This window comes from Pseudomonas sp. VD-NE ins (assembly GCF_031882575.1).
Classification (GTDB): Bacteria; Pseudomonadota; Gammaproteobacteria; order Pseudomonadales; family Pseudomonadaceae; genus Aquipseudomonas; species Aquipseudomonas fluorescens_BZ.
Genome location: NZ_CP134772.1, coordinates 2,689,059 through 2,709,501 on the forward strand (window position 1 = coordinate 2,689,059; position 20,443 = coordinate 2,709,501).

A 20,443-nucleotide genomic window follows, 5' to 3' on the forward strand; every position below is an offset into this window, starting at 1 on the left:
TCACTCGACAACTCCTACAGGGTCAAGCGTCTAGCGCTTGCACAGGTAATCCTGGGTGATGGTGGTCTGCAGGCAGTTGTATTGTCCCATGGTGCGGCAGATGTTTTTCTCGGAGCCGGTGACCTCGGCGTTTTTGTAGCCCCAGGTCTTGCAGCGTTGCGCGGCGACGGTCAGGCCTTGTTCGGCGCTGGTCTGGCCGCTTTCGAATTGGCCCAGTTCATAGGAGACCTGGACGACGCCATCGTTTTTGCTGCCGCCAGTGGCTTCCCATTGTTTCGGCGTGGCGCAGCCAGTGAGGAACAAGGCGCTGAGGGTGAGTGTTGCGATCAGGGTTTTCATGGGCAAACGGTGTCCTTTACCGGGCGGGGAAGTTACTGCAGTGGAATCGGCGAGGCGCCTTTCGGCAGGCACGACAGCGGCGGCGACATCATGCCCATGCTGGCCACGGCGATGATTACGCCGCTGGGCAATTCACAGTTGTATTCCCCGGCCGGGGTGTACGCGGTGTAGTAGGTGAGGGTGCTGTCGTTGCGGATATTGTCGATTTTCGACACCGGTTTACCGATCACCGTTTGCGCGCGTTCTTTCATGCTCGCTTCAGTGGGTTTGACGGTCTGGCAGCCGGCCACGCCGAGCAGCACGGCGCCGAATACGGCGATTTTGGTGAGGTTTGCATGGAGTTTCATGGTGAGTCTTCCTTGGTGTTGTTCTGATTTCCAGGCACAACGATCCCGCACGCTGCGAACAGGCAACGTTGAGGAACATCGGGGTTGCGGGGGAATATAACGCCGGGTGGCAGGGCGGTCGATTAGCACAAATGTGCTAGTGCGGCGCTCGACAGGCGGTTCGCTGGAACCGCCCGTTGGGCCAAGGAAGGATTACTGAGGGCTGTTGAACTGGTCGGAATAACTGCCTGTCATCAGTGCCGAGGCAACACGATCAGAGCCGACGCCGACGCGCGAATAGGCAACCCGGTTGACGCCGGTACGATCGGCTCCATCAGAAGCCAGCGCACTTGCACCGACATGATCGGCACCATCAGAGGCGACTGCACCCGCGCCAACATGATCGGCACCGTCAGAAGCGACCGCACCTGCACCGACATGATCGGCACCGTCAGAAGCGACCGCGCCAGCGCCAACATGATCAGCGCCATCAGAAGCTACGGCACCCGCACCAACATGATCGGCACCGTCAGAAGCGACCGCACCTGCACCGACATGATCGGCACCGTCAGAAGCGACCGCACCAGCGCCGACATGATCGGCACCGTCAGAAGCGACCGCACCTGCACCGACATGATCGGCACCGTCAGAAGCGACCGCGCCCGCGCCAACATGATCGGCACCATCAGAAGCGACCGCACCTGCGCCAACGTGATCGGAGCCGTCAGAAGCGACCGCGCCAGCGCCAACATGATCGGCACCATCAGAAGCCACCGCACCTGCGCCAACGTGATCGGAGCCATCCGAAGCCACTGCCCCGGCACCCACATGATCCGATCCATCGGACGCCAACGCCTGCGGCTGCGCCGCCCAGACATTAGGCACCACCACGGTCGCCACGACCGCCAGAAGCACGCCTGACAACAGCTTGTGTTTCATAGTTTTCTCCACGCCCCGGCAGCCACAAAGCGATAAGGCATCGTCCGCCGCGTATTGGCTGGCGCCACGACTCATTTGGCTGGGGTCAGTCTGGTTGGCGAAAGGCACGGGCACGCAGTCAAGCATGCGGGTGTCGACAGAATCATGATCGAACTGATTGAGTATAGATCGCGATTGCGAGGCGATGCGGCGGGGGGATCGACGGCCGTTAGTCGCTTCGCTTCCTGCCCGATTGGGGCAAAGCTCGAATCAGTCTAAAAACACTGATTCGCGTCGGCGAGCCTTTGCTAGGCTTAAAGATGTAGGCGAAGACGCAGACTGATGCGCAATCGGATAGCAAGGGGGCGTGGGGCGCGCTCCGAAAGGTACACGGTTAGAAAGATCTCCGCGCTGAGATCCAGCCCTTATGCCGTGTGAAGCAGCCGAGGCCGTACCTTTTCAATTTGGCCCGGTACTGTGGGAAGCCCGATAAACCTTGTAAGCCAGAGACCAGCACTGGCCGCCTGCTCGAACACCAAAGCCCGCTTCGTGCGGGCTTTGTCGTTCTGCCAGATCAGATCGCTTGCAGTGCCTGCGCCAGATCGGCGCGCAGGTCTTCGACGTCCTCGACGCCCACCGACAGACGCACCAGGCCATCGCCGATCCCCAGTTTCGCCCGGGTATCAGCCGGAATGGTCGCGTGAGTCATGATCGCCGGGTGCTCGATCAGGCTCTCCACACCGCCCAGACTTTCCGCCAACGCAAAGATCTTCACGTTCTCCAAAAACCGCCGCGCACCGGCCAGATCGCTGTTCAGATCGACGGAAATCATTCCGCCAAAACCACGCATCTGGCGCTTGGCCAACTCATGCTGCGGATGCGAAGCCAGCCCCGGATAGTAGACGCGTTTGACCTGCGGCTGCTGTTCCAGCCACTGCGCCAGATCCAGCGCGTTGCTGCAATGACGCTCCATGCGCAGTGCCAGAGTCTTCACCCCGCGCAGAGTCAGGAACGCATCGAACGGCCCAGCAATCGCACCGACTGCGTTCTGCAGAAAGCCCAGCTTCTCGGCCAGTTCTTGGTTCTGGCCGACCACGGCGATGCCGCCGATTACATCGGAGTGGCCGTTCAGGTACTTGGTGGTCGAGTGCAGCACGATGTCGAAACCCAGCTCCAGCGGCCGCTGGATATACGGGCTGGCAAAGGTGTTGTCGGCCACGCTGATGATCCCGCGAGCGCGGCAGATACGGGCGATAGCGGCGAGGTCCGACAGGCTCAGCAGCGGGTTGGTCGGTGACTCGACAATGACCAGGCGTGTGTCGTCCTGCAGCGCCGCTTCGAACGCCGCCAGGTCAGTCAGATCGACGTAGCTGAAACGGTGTCCGGCACTGCGCTGACGAACCTTGTCGAACAGGCGGAACGTGCCGCCGTACAAGTCATTGCCGGAGATCACGTGCGAACCGGCATCGATCAGTTCGAGCACCGTGGAAATCGTCGCCAGCCCGGAGGCGAACGCGAACGCCTGGGTGCCGCCTTCAAGGTCCGCCACGCAACGCTCCAGGGCAAAACGCGTCGGGTTGTGCGAGCGGCCGTAATCGAAACCCTTGTGCACGCCGGGGCTGTCTTGCAGATAGGTGGAGTTGGCGTAGATCGGCGGCATCAGCGCGCCGGTGGTCGGGTCCGGCGTCTGCCCGGCGTGGATCACCCGGGTCGCGAAGCCTTGGGATTTGTCGTCGTGCTGACTCATGCGAGGGATCTCCGTAATTGGTTGAGCATGTCGGTGCGGGTGATCAGGCCATGGAAGCCTGATGCATCGGCGATGATGGCGACGAGGCCACGGCTGAGCACCGCTTCCAGCTCGGAAAGACTGGCAGCGGGGGCAAGGGTTTGCAGCTTGTCGGTCATCACGCTGGACACCGATTGGCTGAAGCGCGCGGCGTCTTCGTGCACCGGAAGCAGGATGTCTGATTCGTCGATCACACCGACCAGTTGCTTGCCTTCCACCAGCACCGGCAATTGCGAGACATCGGCCAGGCGCATGCGCTGGAACGCGGTCAGCAGGGTGTCGTCGGGGCCGACACTGATCACGCGGCCGTCCTCGAAGCGGCGGGCGATCAGGTCACGCAGGTCGCCATAACCCTTGCGCTGCAACAGGCCTTGATCGGTCATCCACTGGTCGTTGTAGACCTTCGACAGATAGCGCGTGCCGGTGTCGCAGACGAAGCTCACCACACGTTTCGGCTCGGTCTGTTCACGGCAATAACGCAGCGCCGCCGCGAGCAGGGTGCCGGTCGACGAGCCGCCGAGAATGCCTTCAGCCTTGAGCAACTGACGGGCGTGATCGAAGCTTTCTTCATCGCTGATCGAGTAGGCGTGACGCACGCTGGAGAGATCGGTGATCGACGGAATGAAATCCTCGCCGATGCCTTCCACGGCCCAAGAGCCAGGCTTCGGCAGGGAGCCGTCGCGGCTGTATTGCGCCATCACCGAGCCGACTGGATCGGCGAGGACCATTTCCAGATCCGGTTGTACGCGTTTGAAGAAACGACTCAGGCCAGTCAGCGTACCGGCCGAACCGACACCGACAACGATGGCGTCCAGATCATGTTCAGTCTGCGCCCAGATCTCCGGCGCGGTGCTGCATTCATGAGCCAGCGGGTTGGCCGGGTTGTTGAACTGGTCGGCGAAAAATGCGCCGGGAATATCTTTGGCCAAACGTGCGGCGACATCCTGGTAATACTCGGGATGGCCCTTGCCGACGTCGGAGCGGGTGATGTGCACCTCGGCACCCATGGCCTTCAAGTGCAGGACTTTCTCGGTGGACATTTTGTCCGGTACCACCAGCACCACGCGATAACCCTTGGCGCGGCCAACCAGTGCCAGGCCCAGGCCGGTGTTGCCGGCGGTGGCTTCGACGATAGTGCCGCCGGGTTGCAGGCGACCATCACGCTCGGCGGCGTCGATCATCGCCAGGCCGATGCGGTCCTTGATCGAACCACCGGGGTTCTGTGATTCGAGTTTGAGAAACAGCGTGCAAGGCCCGGTGTCGAAGCGGGTGACTTGAACCAGTGGAGTATTGCCGATCAGCCCAAGTACGGCAGGGCGTGATTCCTTTGACATTTCTTCACCTCTTAATGGTGTTGATCGCGTTCCAATCGCGGGGAAAAGACTCGCGTGCAACATAGGCTCAGACATCGGCTGTCGCAACCTTTAGTCGGTCGTCAATACAGCCATTTCGATCTAACGATAGATCGAAATCAAAGACCTGCCGGGGCGGCTTCGAGTGCGTTTACACGGAGGCGTCATTGAGTTTTCAAAGGGCGTCTTCACTGGCACCAATCGCTTGATCTGTGAAGAAATTTCCTGCTGCGAATATAGCTATATGTTTTTGGTCGCGCGCAAGTCAGAGGCGTTTTCAGCGATGATTCGATCATGAGAGAAACTCGTGTTGATCAAGATTAAATTGAGTTTGTCTCACTAGCGACCGATGCCGACAATGGCCGCCATCAACAGGACATTGGAGTTGTTTGTTATGGCACTGGCCCATTCCCTTGGATTTCCGCGTATCGGTCGCGACCGCGAACTGAAAAAAGCGCAAGAGGCGTTCTGGAAAGGAGAACTGAACGAGGCCGGCCTGCGTGACGTCGGCCGTGAGCTGCGCAAGGTCCACTGGGACTTGCAGAAAAACGCTGGCATTGCGCTGCTGCCGGTCGGCGATTTCGCCTGGTACGACCAGGTCCTGACGCACTCGCTGATGTTCGGCGTCATCCCCGAGCGCTTCCGTCCGCATGACGGCAAAGCCAATCTGCAGACCCTGTTTGGCATGGCTCGTGGCGTTAGCGACAGCTGCTGCGGCGGTGCGCACGCCCAGGAAATGACCAAGTGGTTCGACACCAACTATCACTATCTCGTCCCGGAATTCAGTGCTGATCAGCAGTTCCAGTTGGGTTGGGAGCAGTTGTTCGAAGAAGTCGAAGAAGCCCGTGCGCTGGGCCACAACGTCAAACCGGTGATCATCGGCCCGCTGACGTATCTGTGGCTGGGCAAGGCCAAGGGCGCCGAATTCGACAAGCTGGATTTGCTCGATCGTTTGCTGCCGCTGTACGGGCAGATCTTCGCGCGTCTCGCTGCCCAAGGCGTCGAGTGGGTGCAGATTGACGAGCCGATTCTGGTGCTCGACCTGCCGCAGGAATGGAAGAATGCTTTCGAGCGTGCCTACAACCAGATCCAGCGTGATCCGCTGAAGAAACTCCTAGCGACTTACTTTGGTGGTCTGGAAGAAAACCTCGGTCTGGCGGCCAACCTGCCGGTCGACGGTTTACACATTGATCTGGTGCGTGCGCCGGAGCAGTACCCGACCATTCTCGATCGTCTGCCGGCCTACAAAGTGTTGTCCCTGGGCGTGGTCAATGGCCGTAACGTCTGGCGCTGCGATCTGGAAAACGCCTTGGCGACATTGCGCCATGCCCATGAGCGTCTGGGTGAGCGTCTGTGGGTCGCGCCGTCCTGCTCGTTGTTGCACAGCCCGGTGGATCTGGGCCGTGAAGACAAACTCGATGCCGAGCTGAAAAGCTGGCTGGCCTTTGCTGTGCAGAAGTGCGAAGAAGTGGCTGTTCTGACGCATGCCGTCAATGAGCCGGAAGCGCCGAAAGTGCTGCGAGCATTGACCGAAAGCCGTTCGGTGCAGGCGGCTCGCGCTGCTTCGCCGCGCATTCACAAACCTGCGGTTCAGGCGCGGGTCGCGGCGATTACGGCCAAGGACAGCCAGCGTCAATCGCTGTTCGCCCAGCGCATCGCCAAGCAGCGCGCCGGCCTTGATCTGCCGTTGTTCCCGACTACGACGATCGGCTCGTTCCCGCAAACCGCGTCGATCCGTCTCGCTCGTCAGTCGTTCAAGCAAGGCAAGCTGACCGAAGCCGAATACACCGAAGCCATGCACAGCGAGATCCGTCACGCAGTGGAAATCCAGGAACGTCTGGGCCTCGATGTGCTGGTGCACGGTGAGGCCGAGCGTAACGACATGGTCGAGTACTTCGCCGAGCAACTCGACGGCTACGTGTTCACCCGTTTCGGCTGGGTACAAAGTTACGGTTCGCGCTGCGTGAAACCGGCGGTGATCTTCGGCGACCTCAGCCGCCCGAAAGCCATGACCGTGGAGTGGATCCGCTACGCCCAGGGCCTGACCGACAAAGTCATGAAAGGCATGTTGACCGGTCCTGTGACCATGCTGATGTGGTCGTTCCCCCGCGAAGACGTGAGCCGCGAAGTGCAGGCCCGCCAGTTGGCACTGGCCATTCGCGATGAAGTGGTCGATCTGGAAGCCGCCGGCATCAAGATCGTGCAGATCGACGAAGCGGCGTTCCGTGAAGGCCTGCCGTTACGTCAGGCGCAGTGGCAGCATTATCTGGACTGGGCAACTGAAGTGTTCCGCCTGTGCGCCTCCGGTGTGCGCGACGAAACGCAGATCCACACGCACATGTGCTACAGCGAGTTCAACGATGTGATCGAGTCGATTGCGGCGATGGATGCTGACGTGATCACCATCGAAACCTCGCGTTCCGATATGGAGCTGCTGAACGCATTCGAAGCCTTCGCCTACCCGAACGAAATCGGCCCGGGCGTCTATGACATTCACTCGCCACGCATCCCGGATGCTGCGGAAATGGCTAATCTGCTGCGCAAGGCTGCCAAGCGGATTCCGGCCGAGCGGCTGTGGGTCAACCCGGATTGCGGTTTGAAAACCCGTGGCTGGCCGGAGACGGAAGCGGCGCTGGTGCACATGGTCACCGCCGCCCGGCAACTGCGCAAAGAGCTGGCGTAACGCTCAAACGGTATGACACCCGATCCTGTGGGAGCGAGCTTGCTCGCGAAAGCGTCCTGTCAGTCAACATCAATCTTGGATGATCTGCCGCCTTCGCGAGCAAGCTCGCTCCCACAGGGATTAGTGCAAGGCATGAGATTCTGGATGGCCTCACGGGACCTGTTGTTGCTACTGTGCCCAGCCGCATCTCAGGTGTTTGCCGCTATATGAGTGATCAACCCGTTATCCAGGCAGTGTCTGACGCCGACATTCCTGAAGTGCTGAATTTTGCCTTAAAGGCCCGCGCCGAGCTTTTCCCCAAGCTCAGCGCAACGGGCATGCCTGACGATCTGGCGCGTTTTGCCGAGGTTTATCTGCGTGGGGCAGGGCGCTTTCTGATCGCTCGCTACGAAGGGCAGATTGTCGCCTCAATCGGCTATCTCCGTTACGACCGGCGCTTCCCGCACTTGCCCTATCCGGATCTTAAGGTGGTGGAAGTCGTCCGCCTGTTTGTCCTGCCATCGCAGCGCCGCTCGGGGCTGGCCGGTGCGTTATATCGATCACTCAGAGACCTGGCACTCGCCGAAGCAGTCGAGGTGATCTACCTGCACACCCATCCGTTTCTGCCGGGCGCCATTGAGTTCTGGCAGCGACAGGGTTTCGAGATTATTGACGTCGACGCTGACCCGGTCTGGCAAACAAACCACATGCACAACGTCATGAGTGAAATCTGAGAATCTGCGCCCCATCGAACGGGTCTGTCAGGTAATGCGCCCTGACCCCGAACGTCTCGTGTAACCGCTGTGGTGTCAGCACCTCCAGCGGCTTGCCCAACGCCACCAGCCGCCCGCGCTCCAGCACTGCCAGGCGATCACACTTCAGCGCCTGATTGAGGTCATGCAAGGCGATCAGCGTGGTCACCGGCAACGCCTGCACGACGTTGAGAATGGTCAGTTGATGCTGAATGTCGAGATGATTGGCCGGCTCATCCAACAGTAGAATTTGCGGGCGCTGCGCCAATGCTCGGGCAATGTGCACCCGCTGCCGTTCGCCGCCCGACAGGCTGCGCCACAGACGCGTACGCAGGTGCGTCGCGTCAACGTCGGTGAGCGCTTGTTGGACGATCGCATCGTCCGTCGCCGACCACGGTTGCAGCGCCGACAGCCAGGGCGTGCGCCCGAGTGCCACGGCGTCGAACACGCGAATGCCGTCGTCGGTGTCGGCCTGTTGTTCGACCACCGCAAGCTTTTGCGCAATGCTGCGCCGGGCCATTTTGCCGAGGCGCTGACCTTCAAGCAGCACCTCGCCAGCGCTCGGTTCGCGCAATCCGGCCAGCAATTTCAACAGGGTGGATTTACCCGAGCCATTCGGCCCGACGATGCCCAGTGTTTCGCCGCGCTGCACCTCAAGGCTGACACCGTTGAGCAACTCGGCGCCGCGCACTTTGAACGTCAACCCGGAGCAACTCAGAACACTGCTCATCGCGCTGATCTCCGACCCACCAGAATCAGGGCAAACACCGGGGCACCGACCAGTGCGGTTATCACCCCGACCGGAATCACCTGCCCCTTGATCAGCGTGCGCGACAGCACATCAGCAGCAATCAGAAACACCGCGCCGCCCAACGCACTGGCCGGCAGCAGGCGTGCATGCCCGGTGCCAAGCAACAGCCGCGCGGCGTGGGGGATCACCAACCCGACAAAACCGATCGAGCCGACAATCGACACCATCACTGCCGTCACCAGCGCCGCGCAGCCAATCAACAAAATCTGCACACGTCGCACCGGAATGCCGAGAGACGCCGCCGAATCCGCGCCAAAGGTAAACGCATCCAGCGCCCGCCGATGCCACAGACACACGACCAACCCGAACACGGCCACCGGCACCGCCAACCACACCGACGGCCAACGCACGCCACCGAGATTGCCCAGCAGCCAGAACATGATCCCGCGTGCCTGCTCGGAGCTGGCCGAGCGGGTAATCAGAAACGCCGTCAGCGCATTGAACAGCTGCGAGCCGGCAATCCCCGCAAGAATGATTTGCCCGGTGCCGCTCGCCGAACCGCTGACCCGCGCCAGCAGAATCACCAGCACAAACGCTGTCACTGCGCCGGCAAATGCACCGACGGATAACGAGATCATTCCGGCGCCAACCCCGAGCAACGCCACCATCACCGCCCCGGTCGAGGCGCCGGCAGAAATCCCCAGCAGATAGGGATCCGCCAACGGGTTGCGCAGAAGCGACTGCAAGATCACCCCGCACGTCGCCAGACCGGCACCGCACGCGGCCGCGACCAGTGCGCGGGTCAAGCGGTAGTTCCAGACGATGCCTTCGTCGATAGGGTCGAGCACATGCCCGGCGCCCCACAATTTGTTCGCCAGCACTTGCACGACCACGCCCGGTTCAATCGAGGTTTCACCGATGGCCACGCCAGCAACTACGGCAATCAACAGCGTCGCCAGGGCCAGCAACGTACGGATCAGACTGGCACTCATTGCGACAGGTCATAGCCGTTGATGGCCGTGGCCAGTTGCTCAATGCCGTCGAACATGCGCAGGCTCGCCTGCATGGCCATGGCGTCGAGAATGATGATGCGGTTGTGCTTCACCGCGTCCATATTGCGCGTCACCGGGTCGCTGCGCAGGAAGGCGAGTTTCTTTTCATAGTCGTCAGCGGGGAAGCGTCGGCGATCCATGCGCGCGATGACCAGGAAGGTCGGATTAGCCTTGGCGATGGTTTCCCAGCCGACCGTTGGCCACTCTTCATCGGACTCCACCACGTTGCGCACGCCGAGGGTGCTGAGCATGAAATCGGGAATGCCTTTGTGCCCGGCCACGAATGGCTCGATGTCCATTTGTGCGCTGGAGAACCACACCAGTGCGCTGGCATCCTTGAGCTGTTTGCCTTGGGCGGTGGCGATCGATTTGGCGAGGCTGGCCTTGAGTTCATCATTGAGCTGCTGGCCACGCTCCTGCACATCGAAGATCTGCGCCAGTTGGCTCACGCTCTTGTAAATCGTGTCGATGCGGAACGGCGCCAGCCGCGTACCGTCGGCGCCGACGAGGTTGTCCTTGGCTTCGCAATCGGAAGGTAGCAGGTAAGTCGGAATCTTCAGTTCATGAAACTGCTCGCGGGTGCCGACCGCACCTTGCGGGCCGACCATCCATTCCAGCTCGACAGCCACCAGTTCCGGGCGCTTGCCGATCACCGATTCGAAACTCGGTTCGTTGTCGGCCAGGCGCTCGATCTGGTCGTTCTGCGCCTTGTATCTGGCCAATACATTGTTGAACCACAGTGACGTGCCGACGACTTTGTCGCTCAGGCCCATGGCGTAGAGCATTTCCGTGCCGGCCTGGCCGATGGTCACGGTGCGCGTCGGTGCGTGCTGGAAGGTCAGGGTGCTGCCGCAGTTTTCTATCGTCAGTGGATAGACAGTCGGTGCCGCCTGCGCCAGGGCGCCAAGGCTCAGGCCGGTGATGAGGGTGGCAATGCGGGGCAGCAGCATGGGGCAGTCTCCGAGGGAACCGTACGGGGAGCGGGAGAGTACGGATCGGAAACACATCTTCGAACGCAGTCAGGGCAACAGCGCAAGGCCGGGCAGTAAACAAAGACGCGCACGGCACGATGTCCTTCCCGGACACCCCGCCGGTTAGTAGTCACTGTGCCGGCAGGTCTCCTGACTGATGCGTCATCGCCTGGCTCCGGCCTTCCCGGGGTTCACCCAGTGGCAGTCGTGGAGCAGGCTCGGCACCTACAGTTGCGGGGGCAGTTCCGGTCAATGCTGTGCAAGCATCTCGGATTCCCTATTAGTCCCCTTCGGGAACCGACGGCGGCATGGTAGTCGATCGAGCCGCTGAAGGGGAGACGAATCTGCCGTGGCGAGGATTAGTGCTGGCTCATCAAACCGTGCAATACGCCCAAACGCAGACCCGGTTCTGACGGCAACATTTGTGCGATGCCGAACACTTTGAAGGCGGCCAGCATCAACACCAGACCGCCGGGCAAAATGCTCTGACGATGAGGTTGCAGCCCGGCCAGTTTCAGTTGCTGGACGTTGTTCACCTTCAGCAGAAGCAGCGACAGGCGCAGCAGTCCGCCGTAGGTGATGCCGTCCTGACCGTAGTCGTTGAGGCGATTGGCCTTGAGCACTTTAGCCAGCATGCGCGCAGTGCCGGACGAACCGATGGTTTGCTGCCAGCCCTGCGCACGATAGCGCCGGGCAACCTTTTCAAACTGCAGGATGGCGAAGCGTTCGGCCTCCTGTAGCGCGCCGGCAGACACGTCACCGCCGCGAAAGAAGCGCGTGCTCAAGGTGCCGCTGCCGATGGCGATGCTTTCGGTGAGCAACGGTTGCGAGCCTTGGCCGAGGATCAGCTCGGTTGAGCCGCCGCCGATGTCGACCACCAGGCGCAGGTCTTCAGCGCTTGGCAAGGCGTGGGTCACGCCGGCATAGACCAGACGCGCTTCTTCATGGCCGCAAATGACGTCGATGGGAAAGCCCAGATGCCGCTCGGCACTGGCCAGAAACAGCTGCGCATTGTCAGCCTCGCGCACCGCGCTGGTGGCCACCGCACGGACTCGGCCGGCCTCGAAACCGCGCAGCTTCTTGCCGAACCGCGCCAATGCTTGCCAGCCGCGATCCAGTGCCAAGGCATCCAGCGCGCCACCGTCAAAGCCCTCGGCGAGGCGTACCGGTTCGCGCAGGGTTTTCACTTCCTGAATCTGCAGGCCTTTTCGACTGCGCACTGACTGGCCGATCATCAGGCGAAAGGCATTCGAACCCAGGTCGATGGCGGCAAACAGCGAGGCGTCTTCTTTCATGGGAATCCTTGCAGAGCATCCGTCGCGAGGCTCAAGACGGTTTGCGAGGATTCTGCCGTGATCTTGATGACATCCTGATGACGGGGCGGGGGCGATCTAATGAATTTGGTGCTGTCATGACACTGTCATTATCCGGCGTCTATGCTGGGGCCAATACATCGCGTGTTCTTAAAGTTTTTGCTGCCATTTTTGGCAGCTTTTTTTTGCCTGCGATTTAGCTGTTGATCGTTCCCACGCTCCGCGTGGGAATGCCTCTAGGGACGCTCTGCGTCCAGTGACGCGGAGCGTCACGGGCTGCATTCCCACGCAGAGCGTGGGAACGATCAGGGGTAAGGGGGATGCGTCAGCAAACTTGCGGGGTTTCGCCCCGGGCCAGACGCGCATTGATGTCGTCAATCACTTCCGGCAGCTCGGCGATGGTGTCAATTAGATAATGCGGGCGCGAAGGCGCGAACATCTTGCCGATCCGCGCACGTTCTTCCGCCAGTCGATCCAACGGCAGCGCCTTGTATTGCTCGTAGGTCAGGCCCAGCGCATTGCCGGAGCAAGTCAACGCCACCGTCCACATACCGGCGGCGCGCCCTTCGAGAATCCCCGGCCAGGTGTCATCGACCTTTACGCACGCCGCCACGTCATCAATGCCCAGAGCAATCACGTTGGCCAGCGCCTGCGCCGGATATGGCCGGCCGTTGGGCACTTCATCGGTGGCGACGACATGGTCAGCGACGTAGCCATTTTCTCGCGCCAGTTCGACGACCTTGGCCATCACCACCGCCGGATAACCCGAGCAGGAGCCGATTTTCAAACCCTTGTCGCGCAATGCTGCAATGGCTTCGAGCGCGCCGGGAATCAACGCCGAATGCAGGGCGATTTTTTCGATCTGCAACGGCATGAAGCGCTCGTAGATTGCCGTGACATCGTCGTCACTCGGCAAGCGATCAAACGCTGCACGATAGCGCTCAGCGATCTGCGGCAGGTTGCACAGGGTGCGAATGTGATCCCACTTGCCCATGCCCATCGGCCCGCGCGCTTCTTCCAGCGACACGGTGACGCCAAACTCGGCAAAGGCTTCGACGAAAATCTGCGTCGGTGCAAACGAGCCGAAATCGACAACGGTGCCGGCCCAGTCGAGGATCGCGGCTTGCAGGTGAGTCGGTTGTTGGTACTGCATGGTCAATCTCCGTTTTCAGGTACGCGTGGGCCGTCCCTCGGCAATGAGGTAGGCGGTTCAAGGGTCAGTGCTGATCAGGTCAGCGGTGGATTCGCATCAAACAGTTCGGCAATCACTGGCCGGTTCCGGCGGATACCGAGGCAGCACAGGTGGTATTCGATAAAGAACGGGTGATCGACAAAGGTGATCGGCGTGGTGCCGGGTGTTTCGGCGTACTCGACGGCCGAGACAAAACCGATGCCGATGCCTTTGACGATCGCGTGGACGATGGCTTCGCGGCTGTTGAGTTGCATGACGCAATCGAGCTCGATATCGAGGCGCTTGCAGCTTTCTTCCACCAGTTGCCGGGTGCGCGCACTTTTCTCGCGCATCACCCATTTTTCGCCGCTGATTTCACTGATGTGTACCTGCGCCTGACTGGCCCACGGATGGTCATCGCGGACCACGGCGATGATTGGATAACGGTGATACAGCCGCGTATGGAAGCGCTCATCGAATTCCGACAAGGCCAGGATCGCTACGTCGATATCAAAGTTGAACAGCCGCGCCAGGGTGTCCTTTTCCGAGGAAAACGAAGTTTCCAGTTCGATATCCGGATGTCGCTGCATCAGCTCGTAGGTCAGGTTCATCGCGATCGGCGGCGACACCGCGCCGAGGCGCAGCATACCGGTTTTGCGTTGTTTGAAACTCTGCAGCAGTTGCACCGCTTCATCCTCCTGACCGAACAGGCCCTGAGTGATCGCGTAGAGCTTGTGCCCGGCGGCGCTCATTTCGATGTAGCGGCCACGGCGATGGAACAGCTCGACCGAGAAAGTGTTCTCCAGTGCGTTGACCTGTTCGCTGACGGTCGGCTGACCGACGCTGAGGTACTCCGCCGCGAGGGTAAAACTGCCGGTCTTGGCCACCGCATGAAACGAACGCAACCACTTGTGATACTGGTACATGCAAGTCCCGTCAGCGTCGAATGAACAATGCCACTGCCGCACTGCACAGGCAGGCGCTGGTGACCACTATGAAGATCAGAGACGTATTTGCCGTGGTGTCAAGCAGACGCCCGATCAGTGGCTCGGCCAATCCGGCGAACAGGTACGAGGAAAAGTTCATGATCCCGGTCGCGGTGCCGGCACGTTTGGCGCCAACCAGATCCGGGCACAGCGCCCAGAAACTCGAGGCCGGGCCGTAGACGAAGAAGCCGCAAAGGAACAACGCGATCAGGCCGATGACACTGTGTGGCGGCAGGCTCCACATCCACAGGCTGGTAGCAGCACCCAGCACCATATAGAGCATGATCGCCAGGTAACGCTTGGAACCGAACAGCTTGTCCGACACCCAGCCGTTGCTCAATGCGCCAACCGCCATGCCGACGGGGAGGGCGACGGTGATCCATTTCGGGTCGACCATGCTGTCGCCGCTTTTCCAGTTGGCGCCGAGAAAGTGCACCGGCACCCAGACGATCAAGCCGTAGCGCGCCGCGTTCTGAAAGCCCAATGACAGCGCGGCGATCAGCAGACGTGGGTTCCTCAGCACCGCTTTATAGCGTTGAGCCGAGGACTCGACTTCGCCATGTGCGGCCTCCTGATGTTTGTCGTCAGCGTTGGCCACACCGGTATCACCCACGGGCTCGAAGCCCAGATCCTGCGGGCGTTCGCGGGCAACCAGATAGAAAATGATCCCGCCGGCAAGCATCAGCAGCACCGGCAAACGGAAGATCCAGCGCCATTCCAGTTGCAGCACTTCGAGCACGACTATAGAGGTGACGTACGACAGAATCGACGCGCAACCGGCGGCGAAGGTGTAGAAGCCGTAGACCTTGCCGCGCTCGCCCGCCGCCCACCAATTGGCAATCAGCCGCCCGCCCGGCGCCCAGCCCAGTGCCTGAAAGTAGCCGTTGACGCCCCACGGCAGAATCAGACTGGTGAAACCACCGGCAAAACTGGTCACCCAGTTGGCACCGCACGACAACACCGCGCCGAGGGTCATGATGCGCCGACCACCGAATTTGTCGGCGAGGTTGCCATTGATGGCCTGACCAATCGCGTAGGCCCAGAGCATCGCCGCAGAAGCCCAGCCGAGGGTTTCCTTGCTCAGGCCGAACTCGGCCTGAATCCCCGGAATGGCAAAACCGAAGGTCTGCCGACCGGTGTAGAAAAACAGGTAACAGAACATCGCCGCCAGCAGCATGCGCCACTGGGCGACCCGGAACGAGGCAGAACGGACGGCGAGACCAGGCATGGTTTGGGCACGATTCATGATCTTTTCCTTATTGTTGTGGAGTCCCGTCGTTTGTCGTCGGCGGGTGCACTCTTTTTCGGTGCGTCAGGAAATCACCGCAGCGTTGTACGCCGCCGGCTGTGCTTGGGTCGTTCAGTTTTCGGGCGACGTCAGGCGGCTTGCGAACCGATGAAGTTCTTGCCGCGGGCGCCCTGCATCGCGAGCTGGATGATGGCTTCGGCGTCCTTGGCCGAGACGCCGTAATCGGCAAACTCGGTCTTCACCCCGAGGCTGTGCAGGAACTCGCGCAACTGCTGCTGGGCTTTGCCCAGGTCCGCGCCGAACAACCGTTGCAAGGTGCGGTCACGAGTGGCGTCATGGCCCCAGGCCAAACCCAATACAAGCGGCAAGGTGAAGGAGCAGGCGATGCCGTGGGGCAAGCCGTGACGCAAGGTCATCTCATAGGAGATCGAATGCGCCAGCGCGGTTTTGGTGTTGGAAAACGCTAGCCCGGCCTTGAGCGCAGCGAGCGCCATGCGGCTGCGCAAGTCGTGACTGGAGAGGTCTTTGTGCAGGCGCGGCAGGCATTCGAGAATGTCCTCGATCGCGGAAATCGCGAAGGTGTCCGAGACCGGGTTGGCGTTCACGTTCCAGATCGCCTCCAGCGCGTGGGACAGTGCATCGAGACCGGTGGACACGGTGACACTGGCCGGCACGGTGAGCATCAGTTGCGGATCGATGATCGCCACGCGAGGCCAGGTGCAATCCAGATGCAGCGAATATTTCTTCTGGCTGGCGCTGTCCCAGATCGTCGCCCACGGCGTGACTTCGCTGCCAGTGCCGGCGGTCGTCGGTGCGGCGATCAGTTGTTTGCAACGGGCCGGGGTGAACGGTTTGCCGCTGGACAGCAGGCTCAACAGTTCATCGAAGCGGCCGGATTCGGTGCCGACGATCAACGCCTTGGCGGTATCGATGACGCTGCCGCCACCCACGGCGAGAACCACGTCACAGTCGCCGGCGTGCTGCCAGAAATGCTCGTAAGTGCTGCGCAGATGGGCGACGTCGGGGTTGGGCTGGACGTCTTCGACAATGTAGATCAGGCGCTCGCCGAGCAAGCGTTGCAGACGGTCCACCAAGCCCAACCCTCGGGCTTCAGGAAAGGTCACAAGGGCGACGGTCTGCTGCTCGGTGATGGCGGCGAGGTCTTGCAGGCTGCCCCAGCCGAAGCGGGTATCGACGGGGTTCTGAAAACGGGCAGTCATGGTGAATCCTTCTTGTTGTTGTCGTGTGGCCACATACTCGATGGCGGCCGACAACGGCACAAATCGATAAATCCCAGGTTTGAATCGGCTGAACCGATAACAGCGGCGGTTAGTGTGTTGAACCGCTCTGGATGGCGGCGCGCAGTCGACTTGATACGGCGTCGGCGACGATCACCATGAAAGTGATGACGATGATGCAGGTCGCGGTTTCCTGATATTTGAACAGCTTGAGACTGCTCACCAGCTCGAACCCCAAACCGCCGGCACCGACCATGCCCAGCACGGTGGCCGAGCGCAGATTGACTTCGAAGCGGTACAGAATCACCGCAATCCACGCCGTGATGACCTGCGGTAAAACGCCAAACACGATCACCTGCAGCGGCCGGGCACCGGTCGCTTGCAGCGCTTCGATCGGGCCTTGGTCGATCTCTTCGATGCTTTCGGCGAAGAACTTGCCGAGCATGCCCAGGCCATGCAGCGCTAGCGCCAACACGCCGGGGAACGGCCCGAGGCCGACCGCCGAAACGAAGATCAGCGCGAGGATCAGTTCGTTGATGCTGCGGGTGAAATTCAGCGCCTGACGAGTGGCGTGAAACAGCCAGCGGTTGCGGCTCAGATTGCGTGCCGCGAGAAACGACAGCGGAATCGCCAACAACACGCCAAGCAAGGTGCCCCAGATGGCGATTTGCAGGGTTTCCACTGCCGGCGCCAGCAGGCGCGGGAGGATGCTCAGGTCCGGCGGAAAGGTACGCGAGAGAAAGTCGCCGATCTGCGGCAACCCGGCGGCCAGTTCACCGAGGCTCAGTTGCGCGCCTTGGGCGCTCCAGTTCAGCGTCCACAACACGATCAGGACGACGGCGCCGGTGGTCAGCCAACTGCGCGGGCCACGGGGACGATCGCCGACCCACTGGTAGTTTTGCGATTGCATGTTCAGGCCCTCGAGGCAGCGCGGTAGGACAGGGTGGGCGTCGGGAAGTCGGCGGAGGACTCTGTGGCTTGCCCCGGATAGATTCGCGCCAGATCGCCTTCAGTCATGCTCGATGCTTTGCCATCGAACACCAGGCTGCCGTTAGCGAGGCCGACCACGCGGTCGCCAAACTCACGGGCGTATTCGACCTGATGCAGATTGCACAGCACGGTGATGCCCAGTTCGCGGGTGGCGTCGCGCAGGTACTGCAACACCAGTCGCGCGGTTTTCGGGTCGAGGCTGGCAATCGGTTCATCGGCCAGAATCACCTTCGGCCGTTGCGCCAGGGCGCGGGCGATGCCAACGCGCTGCTTCTGCCCGCCAGACAATGAATCGGTGCGCTCACCGGCCTTGTGCGCCAGTTCGACGCGCTCCAGACATTGCATGGCCAGCGCCACATCGTCACGGCGGAACAGTTGCAGAATCGAGGCGAGGGTGCCGACGGAACCGAGGCGGCCGGTCAGCACGTTCTTCAGCACGCTCAGGCGCGGCACGACGTTGTGGTGCTGAAAAATCATCGCCACTTCGCGGCGCAGAACGCTGGTATCAGGGCAGGCGAGGGCATCGATGCCCGCCACGTTCAACGTGCCGCTGTCGGCCTGCGCCAGACGATTGATGCAACGCAGCAGGGTCGATTTACCAGCGCCGGACTGACCGAGCACCACAACGAATTCCCCGGCACCCACCTCAAGGTCGATGCCGCGCAACACCGGGTTGCTGCCGTAGTGTTTGGTCAGTTGGCGGATGCTGATCATTTCATGCTCCGCAAATCGAGATCGAGCACCTTGGCGGTTTCGCGCACCACGTCGTAAGAGGCGTCGGTGGTCGGCTGGAAACCATTAAGCACGCCCTGATCACCCCACGGTACGTCTTTGATCGAGGCCAGCGCATCGGCGACTTTCTTCTTCAATTCCGGGTCGAGCGCCTTGCGCCAGACCATCGGCGATTCAGGGATCGGCTTGGAACTCCAGACGATTTCGAAGTCATCCTGCTTCACCACACCTTTGGCCACAGCGCTGGCGAAGATGCGGTCAGCCACGGCTGCCGCGTCGACTTTCCTGTTCTCGACCGCGAGGATGCTGGCGTCGTGGGAGCCGGAGAAAATCACCCGTTTGAACAAGCTGTCCGGGGCAAAACCGGCTTGTTCCAGACCTGCTTTTGGGAACAGGTGACCAGACGCTGAACTCGGGTCGACGAATGCAAACGTATGCCCCTTGAGGTCGGCCAGCGAATGAATGCCGCTGTCCTTGCGCGCCAGAATCACGCTTTTGTAAGCGCTCTGACCGGTCTTCTTGGTCACTGCCACGGAGAACGCTTCAACGTCCGCCACTGAGGTCGCCAGCACATACGAGAACGGTCCGAGGTAGGCGACGTCGAGTTTGCCCGAGCGCAGCGCTTCGATGATGCCGTTGTAGTCGGTGGCCACGAACGGCACCACCGGCATGCCGATTTTGGCTTGCAGGTCGTCGAGCACTTGTTTGCTCGACTCGATCATGGCCTGGGAGTCTTCGGAGGGAATCAGGCCAATGGTCAGTTTGTCCTTGGCCCAGACCTGGCTGGCACTCAGGGCAAGTACGGCAAGGCTGGCGACACGCAGAAACTGTTTGATTGTTTTCATGGCATTCCACGGTGTGGTTGGGAGTTGCCACAGGCTAGGTCTGTCACGTGACAGTCATTCAATCAATTCAATATGGGACACCGCAGCTAACTATTGATGGAGTCTATGGATGTCGAGCGCCAAATTGCGGGCCTTTCTCGCTGTCGCCCGTCACGGCAGTTTCAGTGCCGGGGCGCGCGCGTCGGGCTTGAGCCAACCGACGTTGACCACGCAAGTGCAGGCCCTTGAGCGTCAGCACAACGTCGAGCTGTTCCATCGGCGCGGGCGGCGCATCGAGTTGTCGGAGGTTGGGCGGCAGTTGCTGCCGATCGCACAACGGATTGCCTTGCTGGAACTGGAAGCGCACAACCTGATGCGTGATTCCGGGCGGCTCGACAGTGGCCAGCTCAAGGTCGGTGCGGTGGGGCCGTTTCACGTGATCGAGATGGTCGACAGTTACCTGCAACAGCATCCGAATATCGATGTGTCGATCCGCGTCGGGAACTCGGCGCAAGTGCTGTCGGATCTGGAAAACTACGTGACCGACATCGCCGTGCTGGCCGGGCGTCAGGATGATCCGGCGTTGTGCGCGGTGCGCTATGCGCGACACGCAATCATCTTATTCGCGCACCATGAGCATCCGCTGGCCAATCGTGGCAGTGTGCGGCTAGAGGAGTTGGAAGGGCAGCGGCTGCTGCAACGTGAACCCGGTTCGACCACGCGGCTGGTGCTGGAGCAGGCATTGCACGCGGCGCAGGTCAAACCGCGCATCGCCATGGAAATCGGCAGTCGTGAGGCATTGCGCGAAGCGGTGGTGCGTGGGCTCGGGTTGGGCGTGGTGTCGGAAGCGGAGTTCATTGCCGACCCGAATATCCGCACGATCAGAATCGAGGGCGAGGAGCTGTTTACGGAAACGTATTTGTATTGTCTGGCTGAGCGCCGTTCGAGTCGGCTCATTTCGTCGTTTTTTGATGCGGCGCTTGGCTGAAGATTTGCAATCTTCGGCGAGGCCTGGCTAATATACGATCCAT

At 60.9% G+C, this 20,443-nt stretch carries 18 protein-coding genes, 1 pseudogene and 1 riboswitch; of the genes and pseudogenes, 4 read left to right on the forward strand and 15 right to left on the reverse strand.

The features are described from left to right. Positions 1-30 precede the first annotated feature (30 nt). A complete protein-coding gene (gene yecR, locus RMV17_RS11905) occupies positions 31-339 on the reverse strand; it encodes a YecR family lipoprotein (RefSeq protein ID WP_007918065.1) in 309 nt (102 codons plus the stop codon). Positions 340-371: 32 nt separating this feature from the next. Beyond that, positions 372-686 carry a hypothetical protein gene (locus tag RMV17_RS11910; RefSeq protein WP_311886624.1) on the reverse strand — a complete coding sequence of 105 codons (315 nt, stop codon included), beginning with the start codon at positions 684-686 and terminating at the stop codon, positions 372-374. A gap of 339 nt (positions 687-1,025) precedes the next feature. Between RMV17_RS11910 and RMV17_RS11915 the strand changes: the two genes are divergently transcribed. Next, entirely contained in the window at positions 1,026-1,586 is a 561-nt protein-coding gene (locus RMV17_RS11915) for a hypothetical protein (protein ID WP_311886625.1), read from the forward strand. A gap of 571 nt (positions 1,587-2,157) precedes the next feature. Here RMV17_RS11915 and RMV17_RS11920 read toward each other — a convergent pair. Both RMV17_RS11920 and RMV17_RS11925 read right to left on the reverse strand, forming a co-directional pair. Further along, positions 2,158-3,330 (reverse strand): cystathionine gamma-synthase, encoded by a 1,173-nt coding sequence (locus RMV17_RS11920; RefSeq protein ID WP_311886626.1) that lies wholly within the window; start codon positions 3,328-3,330, stop codon positions 2,158-2,160. After that, positions 3,327-4,703 (reverse strand): cystathionine beta-synthase, encoded by a 1,377-nt coding sequence (locus RMV17_RS11925; RefSeq protein ID WP_034152360.1) that lies wholly within the window; start codon positions 4,701-4,703, stop codon positions 3,327-3,329. Before RMV17_RS11925 ends, RMV17_RS11920 begins: the two co-directional genes overlap by 4 nt. A 412-nt stretch (positions 4,704-5,115) precedes the next feature. On the opposite strand from RMV17_RS11925, the gene metE reads away from it, so the two are divergent. Both metE and RMV17_RS11940 read left to right on the forward strand, forming a co-directional pair. Continuing rightward, on the forward strand, positions 5,116-7,404 hold the full coding sequence (metE, locus tag RMV17_RS11930) for a 5-methyltetrahydropteroyltriglutamate--homocysteine S-methyltransferase (RefSeq protein WP_311886627.1): 2,289 nt from the start codon (positions 5,116-5,118) through the stop codon (positions 7,402-7,404). A 206-nt stretch (positions 7,405-7,610) separates the two neighbouring features. Continuing rightward, positions 7,611-8,117 (forward strand): GNAT family N-acetyltransferase, encoded by a 507-nt coding sequence (locus RMV17_RS11940; protein ID WP_311886628.1) that lies wholly within the window; start codon positions 7,611-7,613, stop codon positions 8,115-8,117. On the opposite strand, the pseudogene RMV17_RS11945 reads toward RMV17_RS11940, so the two are convergent. The 11 genes and pseudogenes from RMV17_RS11945 to phnD all read right to left on the reverse strand — a co-directional run. Further along, positions 8,101-8,769 (reverse strand): annotated as a pseudogene (locus tag RMV17_RS11945) (ABC transporter ATP-binding protein); the annotation flags it as partial. The gene RMV17_RS11940 and the pseudogene RMV17_RS11945 overlap by 17 nt on opposite strands. 92 nt (positions 8,770-8,861) lie before the next feature. After that, a complete protein-coding gene (locus tag RMV17_RS11950) occupies positions 8,862-9,866 on the reverse strand; it encodes an iron ABC transporter permease (protein WP_178087420.1) in 1,005 nt (334 codons plus the stop codon). Positions 9,867-9,874: 8 nt separating this feature from the next. Continuing rightward, the gene (locus RMV17_RS11955) at positions 9,875-10,888 is read right to left on the reverse strand and encodes an ABC transporter substrate-binding protein (RefSeq protein ID WP_311886630.1); all 1,014 of its coding nucleotides are present in this window, start codon (positions 10,886-10,888) and stop codon (positions 9,875-9,877) included. 143 nt (positions 10,889-11,031) lie between these two features. Beyond that, positions 11,032-11,226, reverse strand: a riboswitch (cobalamin riboswitch). 42 nt (positions 11,227-11,268) lie between these two features. Next, complete coding sequence (locus tag RMV17_RS11960; RefSeq protein ID WP_034152354.1) at positions 11,269-12,204, reverse strand: Ppx/GppA family phosphatase; 936 nt, start codon at positions 12,202-12,204, stop codon at positions 11,269-11,271. A gap of 343 nt (positions 12,205-12,547) precedes the next feature. Then, positions 12,548-13,375: a phosphonoacetaldehyde hydrolase gene (gene phnX, locus RMV17_RS11965; RefSeq protein ID WP_311886631.1), complete on the reverse strand. Its 828-nt coding sequence runs from the start codon at positions 13,373-13,375 to the stop codon at positions 12,548-12,550. Between the two features lie 74 nt (positions 13,376-13,449). Then, positions 13,450-14,319, reverse strand: coding sequence for a LysR substrate-binding domain-containing protein (locus RMV17_RS11970; protein WP_116029123.1), 870 nt, complete (start codon positions 14,317-14,319; stop codon positions 13,450-13,452). A gap of 10 nt (positions 14,320-14,329) precedes the next feature. Next, on the reverse strand, positions 14,330-15,625 hold the full coding sequence (locus tag RMV17_RS11975; RefSeq protein WP_311886632.1) for an MFS transporter: 1,296 nt from the start codon (positions 15,623-15,625) through the stop codon (positions 14,330-14,332). 131 nt (positions 15,626-15,756) lie between these two features. Continuing rightward, a complete protein-coding gene (psrA, locus tag RMV17_RS11980; RefSeq protein ID WP_311886633.1) occupies positions 15,757-16,848 on the reverse strand; it encodes an iron-containing alcohol dehydrogenase PsrA in 1,092 nt (363 codons plus the stop codon). Between the two features lie 109 nt (positions 16,849-16,957). Beyond that, the gene (phnE, locus tag RMV17_RS11985) at positions 16,958-17,776 is read right to left on the reverse strand and encodes a phosphonate ABC transporter, permease protein PhnE (RefSeq protein WP_122600153.1); all 819 of its coding nucleotides are present in this window, start codon (positions 17,774-17,776) and stop codon (positions 16,958-16,960) included. Between the two features lie 2 nt (positions 17,777-17,778). After that, a complete protein-coding gene (phnC, locus tag RMV17_RS11990; protein WP_311886634.1) occupies positions 17,779-18,570 on the reverse strand; it encodes a phosphonate ABC transporter ATP-binding protein in 792 nt (263 codons plus the stop codon). Beyond that, on the reverse strand, positions 18,567-19,433 hold the full coding sequence (gene phnD, locus RMV17_RS11995; RefSeq protein WP_311886635.1) for a phosphonate ABC transporter substrate-binding protein: 867 nt from the start codon (positions 19,431-19,433) through the stop codon (positions 18,567-18,569). Before phnD ends, phnC begins: the two co-directional genes overlap by 4 nt. Before the next feature lie 109 nt (positions 19,434-19,542). On the opposite strand from phnD, the gene RMV17_RS12000 reads away from it, so the two are divergent. Next, positions 19,543-20,400, forward strand: coding sequence for a LysR substrate-binding domain-containing protein (locus RMV17_RS12000; RefSeq protein ID WP_311886636.1), 858 nt, complete (start codon positions 19,543-19,545; stop codon positions 20,398-20,400). The last annotated feature ends 43 nt before the right edge of the window (positions 20,401-20,443 follow it).